Source organism: Candidatus Methylopumilus planktonicus (assembly GCF_006364715.1).
In the GTDB taxonomy this organism is placed as follows: domain Bacteria; phylum Pseudomonadota; class Gammaproteobacteria; order Burkholderiales; family Methylophilaceae; genus Methylopumilus; species Methylopumilus planktonicus_A.
On the sequence record NZ_CP040984.1, the window covers coordinates 497,456 to 511,658 of the forward strand.

Annotated in this window: 15 protein-coding genes; 8 read left to right on the top strand and 7 right to left on the bottom strand. The window is 37.9% G+C overall.

Features of this window, described 5'->3' with window-relative positions; all coding sequences use genetic code 11:
• Positions 1-2: 2 nt before the first annotated feature.
• Positions 3-1,379, bottom strand: coding sequence for a phosphomannomutase/phosphoglucomutase (locus FIT63_RS02800; protein ID WP_140006464.1), 1,377 nt, complete (start codon positions 1,377-1,379; stop codon positions 3-5).
• A gap of 3 nt (positions 1,380-1,382) precedes the next feature.
• A complete protein-coding gene (gene iscX / locus FIT63_RS02805) occupies positions 1,383-1,577 on the bottom strand; it encodes a Fe-S cluster assembly protein IscX (RefSeq protein WP_028817852.1) in 195 nt (64 codons plus the stop codon).
• A 158-nt stretch (positions 1,578-1,735) separates the two neighbouring features.
• Between iscX and glyA the strand changes: the two genes are divergently transcribed.
• The 8 genes from glyA (at position 1,736) to ftsB (ending at position 9,818) form a co-directional block, all read left to right on the top strand.
• Entirely contained in the window at positions 1,736-2,983 is a 1,248-nt protein-coding gene (glyA, locus tag FIT63_RS02810) for a serine hydroxymethyltransferase (protein WP_140006465.1), read from the top strand.
• Between the two features lie 21 nt (positions 2,984-3,004).
• Positions 3,005-3,451: a transcriptional regulator NrdR gene (nrdR, locus tag FIT63_RS02815; protein WP_046487802.1), complete on the top strand. Its 447-nt coding sequence runs from the start codon at positions 3,005-3,007 to the stop codon at positions 3,449-3,451.
• Positions 3,452-4,534 (top strand): bifunctional diaminohydroxyphosphoribosylaminopyrimidine deaminase/5-amino-6-(5-phosphoribosylamino)uracil reductase RibD, encoded by a 1,083-nt coding sequence (gene ribD / locus FIT63_RS02820; protein WP_140006466.1) that lies wholly within the window; start codon positions 3,452-3,454, stop codon positions 4,532-4,534. It begins immediately after the preceding gene.
• Between the two features lie 9 nt (positions 4,535-4,543).
• Positions 4,544-5,341, top strand: a complete 798-nt coding sequence (locus FIT63_RS02825; protein ID WP_140006467.1) for a TatD family hydrolase — start codon at positions 4,544-4,546, stop codon at positions 5,339-5,341.
• 355 nt (positions 5,342-5,696) lie between these two features.
• Positions 5,697-7,340: a CTP synthase gene (locus tag FIT63_RS02830; RefSeq protein ID WP_140006468.1), complete on the top strand. Its 1,644-nt coding sequence runs from the start codon at positions 5,697-5,699 to the stop codon at positions 7,338-7,340.
• Positions 7,337-8,173: a 3-deoxy-8-phosphooctulonate synthase gene (gene kdsA, locus FIT63_RS02835; RefSeq protein WP_140006469.1), complete on the top strand. Its 837-nt coding sequence runs from the start codon at positions 7,337-7,339 to the stop codon at positions 8,171-8,173. The genes FIT63_RS02830 and kdsA overlap by 4 nt, the downstream gene beginning before the upstream one ends.
• A 28-nt stretch (positions 8,174-8,201) precedes the next feature.
• Positions 8,202-9,488 carry a phosphopyruvate hydratase gene (eno, locus tag FIT63_RS02840; RefSeq protein WP_140006470.1) on the top strand — a complete coding sequence of 429 codons (1,287 nt, stop codon included), beginning with the start codon at positions 8,202-8,204 and terminating at the stop codon, positions 9,486-9,488.
• 6 nt (positions 9,489-9,494) lie between these two features.
• Complete coding sequence (gene ftsB, locus FIT63_RS02845; RefSeq protein ID WP_140006471.1) at positions 9,495-9,818, top strand: cell division protein FtsB; 324 nt, start codon at positions 9,495-9,497, stop codon at positions 9,816-9,818.
• On the opposite strand, the gene ygfZ is transcribed toward ftsB, so the two are convergent.
• From ygfZ to FIT63_RS02870, 5 genes are read right to left on the bottom strand one after another with little or no spacing between them, the layout of a single operon-like run.
• Positions 9,815-10,735 carry a CAF17-like 4Fe-4S cluster assembly/insertion protein YgfZ gene (gene ygfZ / locus FIT63_RS02850; protein WP_140006472.1) on the bottom strand — a complete coding sequence of 307 codons (921 nt, stop codon included), beginning with the start codon at positions 10,733-10,735 and terminating at the stop codon, positions 9,815-9,817. The two genes, ftsB and ygfZ, sit on opposite strands and share 4 nt — an antisense overlap.
• Positions 10,713-11,687, bottom strand: coding sequence for a VWA domain-containing protein (locus FIT63_RS02855; protein ID WP_140006473.1), 975 nt, complete (start codon positions 11,685-11,687; stop codon positions 10,713-10,715). Before FIT63_RS02855 ends, ygfZ begins: the two co-directional genes overlap by 23 nt.
• Positions 11,688-11,691: 4 nt before the next feature.
• Positions 11,692-12,246 carry a hypothetical protein gene (locus FIT63_RS02860; RefSeq protein WP_140006474.1) on the bottom strand — a complete coding sequence of 185 codons (555 nt, stop codon included), beginning with the start codon at positions 12,244-12,246 and terminating at the stop codon, positions 11,692-11,694.
• The gene (locus FIT63_RS02865) at positions 12,237-13,214 is read right to left on the bottom strand and encodes a vWA domain-containing protein (protein WP_140006475.1); all 978 of its coding nucleotides are present in this window, start codon (positions 13,212-13,214) and stop codon (positions 12,237-12,239) included. The genes FIT63_RS02860 and FIT63_RS02865 overlap by 10 nt, the downstream gene beginning before the upstream one ends.
• Positions 13,211-14,203, bottom strand: coding sequence for a hypothetical protein (locus FIT63_RS02870; RefSeq protein ID WP_140006476.1), 993 nt, complete (start codon positions 14,201-14,203; stop codon positions 13,211-13,213). The genes FIT63_RS02865 and FIT63_RS02870 overlap by 4 nt, the downstream gene beginning before the upstream one ends.

Here is a 14,203-nt window from a genome sequence, read left to right on the forward strand (position 1 = left end):
ACCTAGAAAGGTAATTTTGATTCTGGAGATGCTTTAAAAAGTACTTTTTTAAATGCTTGCTGAATTCTTTCAAGTGCAATTTTATTTTCAGCTTCAAATCTCAAGACAATTACAGGTGTTGTATTGGATGCGCGCATTAAACCAAAGCCATCTTGATATTCAACTCGCAAACCATCAACTTTAATAATTTCTAGTGCATTATCAAACTTTGCTTCTGTTTGTAATTTTTTAATTAAAGCGTGAGGCTCACCCTCATTCATTTTAATTTGAAGTTCGGGTGTGCTAATACTGTTCGGTAGATTATTTAAAATTTCAGATGGATTATCAAAGCGACTTAAAATTTCTAGAAGTCGAACGCCAGCATAAATGCCATCATCAAAACCATACCAGCGCTCTTTAAAAAAGGTATGACCGCTCATTTCACCAGCGAGCGCTGCATTTTCCTCTTTCATTTTTGCTTTAATAAGTGAGTGCCCTGTTTTCCACATCAAAGGCTTGCCACCTTTGTCTTTAATCCACTGAAATAAATTACGTGTTGATTTCACATCAAAAATAATTGTGGCATTTGGATTTCGACTTAATACATCTTCTGCGAATAATAAAAGTTGTCGATCGGGATAAATGATTTGACCATCTTTTGTGACGACACCTAGGCGATCAGCATCTCCATCAAATGCAAAACCTAATTCAGCATCACTTTTTTTAAGGTGCGTTATCACATCATTTAAGTTGTGTGGCTCAGAGGGGTCAGGGTGGTGGTTAGGAAATGTGCCATCCACATCACAGAATAATTCTTCTACAGAGCAACCAACGCTCTCATAAATTTGTCTAGCGAAAGCGCCTGCCACACCATTGCCACAATCAATGACAATTTTCATGGGACGTTTTAAATAAATATGATTTTTAATAGCTTCAATATAGTCGTTAGCAATGTCATATTTCTTTTCTAAGCCATGGCCTTCATAAAAGTTTTCATTTTCTATGCGGGTATAGAGTTTTTGAATGGCTTCTGTTGACAAGGTGTCTCCCCCTAGAACCATTTTTAAGCCATTGTAATCAGGCGGGTTATGACTTCCTGTCACCATAACGCCGGATTGGGTGTTAAGGAAGAATGTAGAGAAATAAACCATAGGTGTTGTTACCATGCCAAGATTAATCACATTGATACCTGTTTTAAGCATGCCTTGAATAAGTGCGTTCGATAGTTCAGGGCCTGAAAGTCTTCCATCAAAACCAATACAGATGTCTTTTTGTTTGCGATCAATCGCTTCACTTCCAATTGCACGACCAATGATCTCTACAAATTCAGGCGTAAGGCTTTTACCCACAATGCCACGAATGTCATAGGCTTTAAAAATCTCTTTGGGAAGTGATGCCATAATTTATTCTGACTCTTCAATCCATGCGAGCTGAATAGCCTCTAGAATTTTTTCCCCACATTTATTAGGATCATCTTGAAAGCCTTCAAGATCTAGGATCCATTGGTATAGATCAGTAAATCGAATTGTCTTGGGGTCTATATCGGGATGTTTATCATATAAAGCCTCAGCAATTCTTTGACTATCAGTCCAGTGCATACAAAACCTCTTCTTCAATTTAGTTGAAAGATTATAACTTTTAGATTTTATCTAAGATAGAACTTCATTGAGAAAGATAGGTCAGACCCATGATAAAATATCGACTTTTCTGAGACAAAAATCTCTAATCTTTTTAAATACATAGCGGATATATAGACATGTTTAGCAAAGCTGAAAAATTAAGTATTGTGGACCCAGAAATTGCACTTCAAGTCACTCATGAAGTGAAGCGACAAGAAGATCATATTGAGCTCATTGCTTCGGAAAACTATACAAGTCCTGCTGTGATGGAAGCTCAAGGTTCACAACTCACAAATAAATACGCTGAAGGATATGTTGGTAAGCGCTTCTATGGCGGGTGCGAATTCGTAGATAACGTCGAACAAATCGCGATCGATCGTCTAAAGAAATTATATGGCGCAGAATATGTCAATGTTCAGCCCCATTCAGGTAGCCAAGCTAATCAGGCTGTTTATTTCTCAATACTTAAGCCTGGCGATACTGTGATGGGTATGAGCCTAGGAGATGGTGGGCACTTGACGCATGGTTCCCCTGCAAACTTATCAGGCAAACTTTTTAATATCGTTGCTTATGGCCTTAATGCAAATGAGGAGATAGATTACGATGCCATGGAAAAGCTCGCGATTGAATCAAAACCTAAACTCCTTATTGGTGGCGCTTCAGCTTATGCTTTGCGTTTTGATTGGGAGCGTATGTCGCAGATTGCGAAAAAAGTGGGTGCCTATTTTATGGTAGATATGGCGCACTACTCAGGACTTATTGCTGCAGGTGTTTATCCTAGCCCAGTTCCTTTTGCAGATTTTGTTACATCCACCACACATAAAACTTTAAGAGGTCCTCGTGGCGGTATTATTCTAGCGAAAGCTGAATTTGAAAAAAGCATTAATAGTTTTGTGTTCCCTGGTATTCAAGGCGGACCTTTGATGCATGTGATTGCAGCTAAGGCAGTGGCTTTCCTAGAAGCATTAAAACCAGAATTTAAAGTGTATCAAACACAAGTGGTTAAAAATGCACAAACGATGGCCGAGTCATTAAGTAAACGTGGTGTGCGTATTATTTCTGGCCGCACTGAGTCACATGTCTTTTTAGTTGATTTAAGACCTAAAGGTTTAACCGGAAAAGCCGCAGATATTCTTTTGGGACAAGCTCATATCACGGTCAATAAAAATTCAATTCCTAATGATCCAGAAAGTCCTTTTGTGACTTCAGGGATTCGTATTGGATCCCCAGCCATTACGACACGTGGTTTTAAAGAAAAAGAAGCCGACATGGTAGCGCATATGATTGCAGATATCCTTGACAATCCTGCTAGTGAAAAAGTCATTCACGAGATCAAAGCCAAGGTGGTTGCTTTAACGGCTCAATTTCCAGTTTATGGGTCTTAATTTCAGATTTAAATATCCCAAGTGAAATGCCCATTCTGCGGAACTGATGATACCCAAGTCGTTGACTCAAGAGTTAACGATGAAGGTAATTCAATTCGTCGCCGTCGTCGATGTTCGGAATGTGATAAACGTTTTACAACATACGAATCAGTCGAGCTCACACTTCCTCAAGTGGTAAAACAAAATGGTAAGCGCGAAGACTTTAGTCGAAACAAACTTCACCAATCATTTAGCCGCGCACTTCATAAACGCCCAGTACCTGTTGAATATATAGAGCAAGCCATTGAACGTATCATTCAAAAAGTTTTAGCTTATGGTGAGAAAGAAATCACCGCAAGAGAGTTAGGCGAAAACGTCATGCATGAACTAAAAAAAATGGATAAGGTAGCTTACATTCGGTTCGCATCTGTCTATAGAAGTTTTTCAGATGTCGAAGATTTCCATGATGTTATCCGCGATCTTGATTAAATGAATTCACATTCACCTCAATTTTTCATGAGTGAAGCTTTGAGGCTTGCAGAAAAAGCTTTATTCACCACATCGCCCAATCCAAGAGTTGGTTGTGTGATCGTGCAAGATAATGAAATTGTAGGTCGCGGTTTTCACGAGAAGGCAGGGGAGTCGCATGCTGAAGTGATTGCATTAAAAGAAGCGGGCAGTCAGTCAGAAGGCAGTGATGTATATGTCACATTAGAACCTTGTTCGCATAAAGGTAAAACGCCACCATGTGTAGATGCATTAATTAAAGCTAAAGTTAAAAAAGTATTTATTGCGATGCAAGATCCTAATCCCATAGTTTCAGGCCAAGGCATTCAAAAATTAAAAGATGCTCACATTGAAGTTGAGTTAGGTGTGATGGAAGCCCAGGCTCAATCATTAAATATGGGTTTTATTTCTCGCATGACAAAGCAATTACCTTATGTAAGAGCGAAGCTTGCAGTGTCCTTAGATGGCAAGACTGCACTTTATAACGGTAAGAGTCAGTGGATTACGGGCGATGCAGCGAGAGCAGATGTTCAATACTGGCGAGCTTCTTCCTGTGCAATTATTACAGGGATTGGCACTGTGGTGCATGACAATCCAAAACTCTCCGTGCGGCTTTATGAGCATGCACGTCAACCTTTGCGCGTGGTTGTAGATTCGGAATTAAACATTCCTCTAGAGGCAGACATACTCCATGAAAAACCTTTACTTATCGCTTATGCAAATGATAAACAAAAAAAATTACCACAATTAAAAGCCTTAGGCGTTGAATGTATTCAATTGGATGATAGTGGTAAAGTTGATTTGACATCACTGCTTAAAGAGCTTGCAAAAAGAGAAGTGAATGAAGTTTGGATTGAAGCGGGTGAAGGTCTTAATGGAGCGTTCTTAAAAGCTAATTTAATTGACGAACTCATGATTTATTATGCGCCTGTAATTTTAGGTTCAGAAGCTAAGGGTATGTTTACGCTCCCTGCTTATGAAAATTTAGAAAATAAGATTACGACAACACTTTTAGATCACCGCTGGGTTGGTCAAGATTTAAGAATGCGATTTAAATTAAAGTAATCATTCAGAATGCTCATCGATAGCCACTGTCATTTAGATGCATTAGAGTTTAGTCATGAGCAAGATGCGATTATTAAAAATGCGCTTCACCATGGTGTTGAGAAAATTATTATTCCCGCAGTTAACCGAAAAAGTTTTGATGATGTCATCGAGCTTAGAAAAAAATTTCCCAATTGTTTTTATGCGCTAGGTTTTCATCCTATGTATATTCATGACATGAAGGATGGCGATATGGATACGCTAGAAACCTATTTAAAAACATACGAACCAGTTGCAGTAGGTGAGATTGGTTTAGATTTCTTTGTGACTAAAGACAATAAAATACTTCAAGAAGAAATTTTTGTAGCTCAATTAAAATTAGCAGCTACATTTAATTTGCCAGTCATTATGCATGTGAGACATGCGATTGATGATGTGCTTAAAAATTTAAGACGCTTCCCAGTGAGGGGTGGTATCGCCCATGCTTTCAATGGCAGCATGCAACAAGCAGAAGCTTTTATTGAGTTAGGTTTTAAATTAGGCTTTGGTGGTGCAATGACTTATCCCAGGGCAACACATATTCAAGCGCTAGCTAAATCATTACCTATAGAGTCTATTGTGTTAGAGACAGACGCGCCAGATATTCCTCCCTCTTGGTTAGGACATCAAGGAAGAAATACACCCGGAGAATTACATCAGATCGCGACTTTTTTTGCCGAATTACGCGGCATGAATTTAACTTCTGTGATTGAGACGTCGCATCAAAATACGCTCGATGCACTCCCTAAAATAGTGCAGTTATGCACATCTGCTGAGAATTTACATTAAGTGTGACCAAAAATCCTAATGAAATTAGGGACATAAGTTAAGTCATTGATTTTAAAGAAATTTTATTTAGCTTAAAAAATAAGCGATTTAAAAAAACGCTTATAAATTCAAGAGTTATAAATTTATGTCATCTTTATCCACAAAGTTATCCACAGATTTTGTGGAGATGTTTTTTTATTAAAACGGGTTGACAGCTCACTATTTTATCCAGTTAAAGAAAGCCTATTTTCTTGATGATTTAGATAAAAAACGTTGAAATCCCTTTCCCTATTTGAGAAACCTCAAACTTCAATTGTGAGACACATAGCTTTAAAGTAAAATAGACTCCCGTCAGCAATTATTTAAAAGCCTTTCCATGACCAAATACGTGTTTGTTACTGGCGGTGTCGTTTCTTCCTTAGGTAAAGGTATCGCAGCCGCCAGTCTCGGCGCAATCTTAGAATCACGAGGCATCAAAGTGACGATGCTCAAACTCGATCCTTATATTAACGTTGACCCTGGTACGATGAGTCCATTTCAGCATGGCGAAGTCTTTGTGACAGATGATGGTGCAGAAACAGATCTTGACCTTGGTCATTACGAGCGCTTTATCTCAGCGCGTATGGGCAAGAAAAATAATTTTACGACAGGCCAAATTTACGACAGCGTCATTCGCAAAGAGCGCCGTGGCGAATACTTAGGTAAGACCGTCCAGGTCATCCCACATATAACAGATGAAATAAAATTACACATTAAAAATGGCTCTCATGGTGCCGATGTTGCTATCGTTGAAGTTGGAGGCACGGTTGGTGACATTGAGTCACTCCCTTTTCTAGAGGCTATTCGTCAAATTGGATTTGAAGAAGGTCGTGAAAATGCATGCTACATCCATCTCACTTTACTTCCTTTTATTTCAACAGCGGGCGAATTAAAAACAAAGCCAACCCAACATTCGGTGAAAGAGTTAAGAGAGATCGGTATTCAGCCAGATATTTTAATTTGTAGAGCAGATCGTGCTATTCCTGATGAAGAAAGAAAAAAAATAGCGTTATTTACAAATGTTGCCCCTGAGGCAGTGATCTCATCAGTTGATTCAGATTCGATTTATAAAATACCAAGTTTATTGCATCAGCAAATGATTGATGAAATTGTTTGTCACAAATTAAATATTCTAGCCAAACCTGCAGACCTATCGAGTTGGGAAAAAATTACAGACGCACTTAAAAACACTAAACATGATATTGATATTGCATTCGTGGGTAAATATGTAGACCTCACTGAGTCTTACAAATCTCTCACAGAAGCATTAATACACGCTGGAATCCATACATCATCCAAAATCAAAATTCATTATCTTGATTCAGAAGAAATTGAAAAAAGTGGTACTAAGCCATTAGCCAATATGGATGCGATTTTAGTGCCTGGTGGTTTTGGTAAACGAGGTACTGAAGGTAAAATTAAAGCCATTCAATTTGCACGAGAAAATAAGATTCCATATTTAGGTATTTGTTTGGGTATGCAACTTGCTGTGATTGAATTTGCAAGACATAAAGCTATGCTGAAAACTGCAAACAGTTCCGAATTTGATCAGGATGCCGAACATCAAGTTATTGGATTAATTACGGAATGGAAATCATCAGAAGGTGCGATTGAGAAAAGAGATGATTCATCAGACTTAGGTGGCACAATGAGATTAGGCGCACAGAAGTGTCCAATTGAATCTGGTACTTTAGCGCATAAGATTTATGGATCTGAAGTGAACGAGCGACATCGTCATCGTTACGAAGTAAATAATCATTATGTAGATCAATTGATCAAAGCAGGGCTGACAATTTCTGCAAGAACGCCTTTTGAGCAGCTCTGTGAAATTATAGAATTACCGCAAGATCAGCATCCTTGGTTTATTGGCTGTCAGTTCCATCCAGAGTTTACTTCCAACCCAAGAACAGGCCATCCATTATTCAAAGCCTACATTCAAGCTGCGCTTAAATATAAACAGTCTAAAGGAAGTGCATCATGAAATTATGCAACTTTGATGTAGGATTAAATCACCCATTATTTTTAATTGCTGGACCATGTGTCATCGAGTCTGAGGGGATGACTTTAGATGTGGCAGGTCAATTAAAAGAAATTACTGCAGCACTCAATATCCCGTTTATTTTTAAATCCTCTTTTGATAAGGCTAATCGAAGCTCAAATAAAACCTTTAGAGGTTTTGGTATTGATGAGGGTTTAAGAATTTTATCTGAAGTGAAAAAACAAATTGGTGTGCCAGTTTTAACGGATGTGCATGATCAATTTCAGGTTGAGCAAGTTGCAAGTGTTGTGGACGTTCTCCAAACACCCGCCTTTTTATGCCGACAAACAGATTTTATTAATGCTGTTGCAACTTCAGGTAAGGCTGTAAATATCAAGAAAGGCCAATTCTTAGCGCCCGGTGATATGAGACAAGTAGTCACAAAAGCCAAAGAAGCTAATGGCGGCCTAGATAATATTATGGTTTGTGAGCGAGGCGCATCTTTTGGTTACAACACGCTTGTCTCAGATATGAGAAGTTTATCTATTATGCGAGAAACAAATTGCCCAGTCGTTTTTGATGCAACGCATTCAGTGCAGCAACCTGGAGGGCAGGGGGATAAAAGCGGTGGTCAAAGTGAATTTGTCCCTGTCTTGGCAAGAGCTGCTGTAGCAAGCGGTATTGCAGGAATTTTTATGGAAACACACCCGAATCCAAAAGAAGCACTATCTGATGGTCCTAATGCGTGGCCACTTAAAAAAATGAAAGCGCTGCTTGAAGTATTAGCTGAGATTGATAGATCAGTTAAAAAAGCAGGCTTTATTGAAATGTCTTAAATAATTAATTGCAAAAGAAGGACTTAGAATGAGTTTTGTGAAGCAAATCGTTGCTCGAGAAATTATCGATTCGAGAGGTAATCCAACCATTGAAGCTGATGTTTTTTTAGATTCCGGTGTCATGGGAAGAGCAATGGTGCCATCAGGCGCTTCCACAGGAAGTAAAGAAGCAATTGAGCTTCGTGATGGTGATGCAAAACGTTATTTTGGAAAAGGTGTTTTAAATGCTGTGAAGCATGTCAATACAGAAATTGCGAAAGCTGTGATAGGGCTTGATGCAGACGATCAAGCATTGATTGATCAAACTATGATTGAATTAGATGGAACTGATAACAAAGGTCGATTAGGAGCTAATGCGATTCTTGCGGTTTCAATGGCATCCGCTGTGGCTGCAGCTAAAAATTCTAATGTACCGCTTTACCGTTATCTTGGTGGCTCAAGCCCCATGCAATTACCTACACCTATGATGAATGTAATTAATGGTGGTGCGCATGCAGATAATAATGTGGATATGCAAGAGTTTATGATTATTCCAGCTGGAAGACCGACATTTATCGAGGCCATAAGATGTGGCGCAGAAATTTTTCAATCTCTTAAAAAAACACTCAGTAAAAAAGGCTTCTCAACAACCGTGGGTGACGAAGGTGGTTTTGCACCAAACCTTCCATCTAATGAGTCTGCTATACAGATGATTATGGAAGCAATCTCACAAGCTGGATATGAGCCAGGTCGTGATGTGTATCTTGGACTTGATTGTGCAAGCACTGAATTTTATAAAGATGGTAAGTATCATCTTGCTTCTGAAAATTTATCTTTATCAGGCGAGCAATTTACTGATTATCTAGCTACATGGTGTGACAAATATCCAATCATCAGTATTGAAGATGGCATGAGTGAGTTCGATTGGGATGGATGGCATGTCCTGACACAAAGACTAGGTAAACATATTCAGCTGGTAGGTGATGATCTTTTTGTAACCAATCCAAAAATTTTAGATGAAGGTATTAAGCGTAAGGTAGCTAACTCTGTTTTAATTAAAGTGAATCAAATTGGCACACTCACTGAAACGTTTGAGACGATTGCAATGGCAAAAAAAGCAGGTTATACCGCAGTCATTTCTCATCGCTCTGGTGAAACAGAAGATACGACAATTGCTGATATAGCAGTTGCTACAAATGCAATGCAAATTAAGACGGGCTCACTTTCAAGATCTGAACGTGTTGCAAAATATAATCAATTACTTCGTATTGAGGAAGAGCTTGGCAGTGCCTCATCTTATGCAGGCCTTGCTTGTTTTTATCAATTGAGTAAATAATCTTATATGAAATCTTTAACTATCATTTTTGTGGTGCTAGTTGCATTAATGCAGTACCCGTTATGGTTCGGTAAAGGAAGTTGGTTGCGTGTATGGAGTTTAAATCAGCAAATTGAAACTCAAAAAAAAACAAATGATGATAATCAGATAAGAAATAATGTGCTTAATGCAGAAGTATCTGATCTTAAGCAAGGTTTTTCAGCTATTGAAGAAAGAGCGCGCAATGAACTTGGCATGACCAAGCAAGACGAAATATTTTTCCAGGTTACAAATCCAGAAAAAGATAAAAAAGAGACTGAAGTTCTGAATAATACAAAAGCTAGGAACTAATCAAAGATTTTTCTCTCTTCAGGGTTTATTTCAATTAAATAATTTTTAATATATAGCGCTTCATGCGCCTGATCTACTCTTAGTTCAATCAGCATATTTGTTTTACTATTATTTTCTCGTGCGGATCGAACAAGCTGACCTATTACTTCTTTTTTTTCATTTAAGATTTGGTCGCCAGGCGTCAAAACATCTTGCGATTCAATAAAACCTCGGTACATTCGTCTTTTAACTTTACCTAAGTAGTGCGTTCGTGCAACAATTTCTTGCCCTGTATAGCAACCCTTTTTGAAATTAACACCATCAATAAGGTCCATATTTAATGACTGTGGAATGAACGCTTCCTGTGTGGTCGGATAAATATCAGGAACCCCATCTAAAATATTTAAATTATTCCAAGACTCAATACTCATAGATGTATATTCAGGTAATTGAAGTTGCATAAATGACTTTACTTTGGATGCTTCACCCATTAATTGAAAGCGTTCAGTATCTTTTCCTACACGCATAATCATCACGTCATGTGACCGAACAATATCTAGGTAGCTTTTTGGTGGCTGAATACCTTGCTCTAGAAGAGCTTTGAATCCGATAAACCCTATGCATGTAAATTGATCGCCTAGTAAACTCATAGAAACTTTAGAGCGAAGCACATACATTTTAAGACGCTTAAGAAAAGACTCCTCAATGGAGCTATCTATTTGTATGTGAATTGATGCTTGATCCATATAACACAACATAAAAGCTAGGACTCTTCCTTTAGGATTGCAGAAGCCAGCAAATAAAGCTTTATCAAGTGTGATGAGGTTGATGTCTTGCGTGAGTTGGCCTTGTAAGAATTGGATGCGATCATCACCCTCAACTTTGACCGTTGAATGTGTATTAAGATGAATGAATTTACTTTCTACGTTTAATGACATATTGCTTTATGTGTTTTATCGAAATAAATCGAAGGCTAAAAATGATTCCTGCGAGAGAAGCAAAAAACCACTTAAGATGAAAATCTGCTGTATCTTGCCAAGCAGGTTTTTGTTTTTTCATGGCACTTAAAATATTAAGTACAGAATCACCCCTTACATAGATACCATCAATTTGTTTAGTAATATCTTTTAAGTAGGCTTCATCAAGTTTGGATATATAGCGGTCACTTTCACCACCCGCTACAACATTATCTCGTGTGCCAAGATTAGCTTCAGAGATTTGTGCAATACCTGGTTGCAATCCAAAGCTATCACTAGACCAATATCCGATTAATTGATTCTTACCGTCAAGTTTGGGAATGGGAGCGCCTTTAAGGCTGCCGACACCTACAATAACCCAGTCATTACCTCCTTGGAATTGGCCAAGATCTCTTGTATTAAATGTATGAAGTTTAGGTGCTTCTTCGCCATCTGTAAAATAAACCACTTGAGAGTTTTCAGGGAAACTTCTAATGAGGCGGGCTAGATTGAAAAAAGATTCTCTTATACGAGAATTGCCAGACCAGCCCGACCGCCAATCTAAATGATCGATGGTATCTTCAATGGCATCAAAATTTTCACAGATTTCAATTGGGGTATAAGATGCTGAAACACTGACACCAACAAAAATTCCAATACTTACCTTCGTGCCACAGGGGAGTTCAGACATAATTTCATGAAGACTATGCTTCATGTGCTCGAGTCTTGTTAAGGGTTTATTCATAACGGACATATCTATTGTGTTCATACTTTGAGAGATGTCAGCCACAAACACATAGTTATAAATATTATGTTTAAGCGGTATCGATGGATTGATAATAGCTAGCACTATCAATCCGATCGATAATATAAGTGAGAGGGTGTCCAAATCGAGATTTGATCTCGATTGTATTGTCTTCAGCCACTCTTTCATAAGTCTAAGGCAAGCCTACAGGAATATTACCCAAAATAAGTCCAGGTGATTCGGAGTCGCCAACACCTGGAGCTGGATTAGCAGGAAGTATCATCAGGACGCGATCGAGATTATGTTTCACATCCCACGCATGATTATCTATTTTAATAGAGAGCATATAAGAGGCTTTTGCTTGTCTAAATAAATATTCAGTTTCATTTTTTACAGTCATATCTGTGCCATTAATAGCTAATGCGCGCTTAAAGAAAATGTTACCAGTATTGTAGTGAATCGCTGCTTTTTGTGATGGTGATGCAACAGGTAAAAGATTTGAAAAAAGAAGGCTTGCCTCTTTATATCTTTCTTTAGTGGTGAGCCAGTAGGCAGTTGCATAGCGTGCTTCAAAACTATTTAGAAACATGCGAGGCGATTTGCCTTCCTTAATATTTTGATTAAACACTTGAATATTTTTTAGTTCGATAAATTGCTTAATAAATATACCCAGAGAAGCTATGAGGAGCATGACAAAAAGCCAAGTAAGTTTTTTGGTGCTAAAAATATTTTTTGTTATTAAAGCCATGACTTAACCTCTATCAATTTAAGCGTCAGCAAAGCAATCATCAAAAGAGCTGCCGTTACAAAGCAATGGGTTGAATAATCCTGCCCAGGAATTTTTTCGAAATATTTAATTGGTTTCTTTTCTTTTTGATTAATATCTTCAATCGCTTTTTGGAGTGTTTTAGGGTCTTCAGCTTCGTATGCCTGGAAAGACGAAGGAAGTGTCTTAAAGAATTCATTTAACTCAATTTGAGGGGGCAAAGGGTCATCATCTTTTGGTTTGAATGATGTATTAAAAATACTGATACCACCAGGCTGCCTTAATACGATCCAATAGAGACTAATTTTAAATCGGCCAAACCAATCTTTAATTTTTTCTTGCGTCGCAGCGTCAATGCGACCGCCACCATCTGAAAGTAAAATCACGGCCCTTGAGCCTGAGTCAGGCACTTTATTAAACAATTCTGCACCTGTCGTAAGTCCACTGCCTATATTAGTTTGAAATAATGCATTACCAGCTGTGGCTCTGACCGCAGAAATAATCGCATTTTTATTGTCAGTCAATGGTAAAACATACATCGCAGAGTTACTAAAAGTAACCATCCCAATCATATCATTTGCTCTAGATTGAACGAATTCAATAATAAGTCTTGCAGCAGCAGCAGATTTAATTTCTCCTACTTTTGTTTGATCATTCCCAGCAAAAGGGTCATCCATACTAGCACTTCGATCTAGCACAAGACCAATTTGGGCACCTATACCTGTTTTTTCAATTTCTTTTTGACGTGAATGCGGACCACTTAATCCTATAATAATCATGATTAAAATAAGCGTGGCGATAAATTTTAAAATGATTGCAATGATGCTTGAGAGACGATCTTTTGGAATCATTTCGTTCCATGAATAATATTGAAGAGAAGTCTCTTTAAAAATAAGTGGAATAAATGCTAAAGGCATAAACCATAAGACCCATGGAAATGAAAATGTCATTTAGCAACCCCTACCACGAGTGCACTTTTATCGACGATAAGTTTTCTTTCACAATCTCGACAATGTCTCGAGAAATTTTTAAGCCATTTGAGTATTTCTTCGTGATCATATTTTTTAGATGAGGCGTTAAAAAATACGAGTGTTGAAAGTTTAAAGAACTCACGAAGTTCTGAGTCAATATTTTCAAATGAAGTATTTTTTATATAAAGATCAGAAAGATTGTCTTTAAAAACTATTTTTCCTGTCACAAGATCGAAAGCATGATGCATATCAGTTATGGCTTTTTGAACAGAAGCAGGGGTAGCTTTCAGCTTTACAATCGTACGATGTGTTCTTGCAAATACACCTCTCTTATTAGGTAGCCAAGCATATTGACTATAAATATAAATAAGGCCGATAAATGCGAGAAGTGCGATGATCCCAGAAATTTTTAGAATTTTAATAGAAGCTTCTTCATCCATTAAAAAAACACCTCTTAACGGGCTCATATCTTCTTCAATTTTAACATTGCCGAAAATAGAAAGAGGAGAGATTGCGATGCGACGCTCCGGAATTCTATATTTAAATACTTGTTTTTTAGGATTATTAGGGTTTAAGAGTCGAATATATTCAGAGGGTAGAAATCCTGGCTTAACGACAACCTTATTTGTAAAAATTTGGTAGGTGAGATCAAGTGTTAGTGTAGTTGATGCATCACTTTCTTTTATTACATGCTTCATGGTGTCTAGAACAATACCCAAGTCTTGACCTTGGTATTTTCTTTCGTAGCCCGGAATAGGAAGAGACTCTTTAATCAGTACATAAGGCTTTTTAATGGTGATTTCGATATATCTTGAAGGCTTATCACCGATGGTATAGCCCACTTGCTGGAGGGGCTCTTTTATTTTGATAGAGACGATACCCTCTTCAATATCAGGCCATTCTTGAGCATCAAGGGCAAAGCCCGTGGTTGAGAGTAAAAGTATCCAGAGGGAAATAAGGTATTTCAT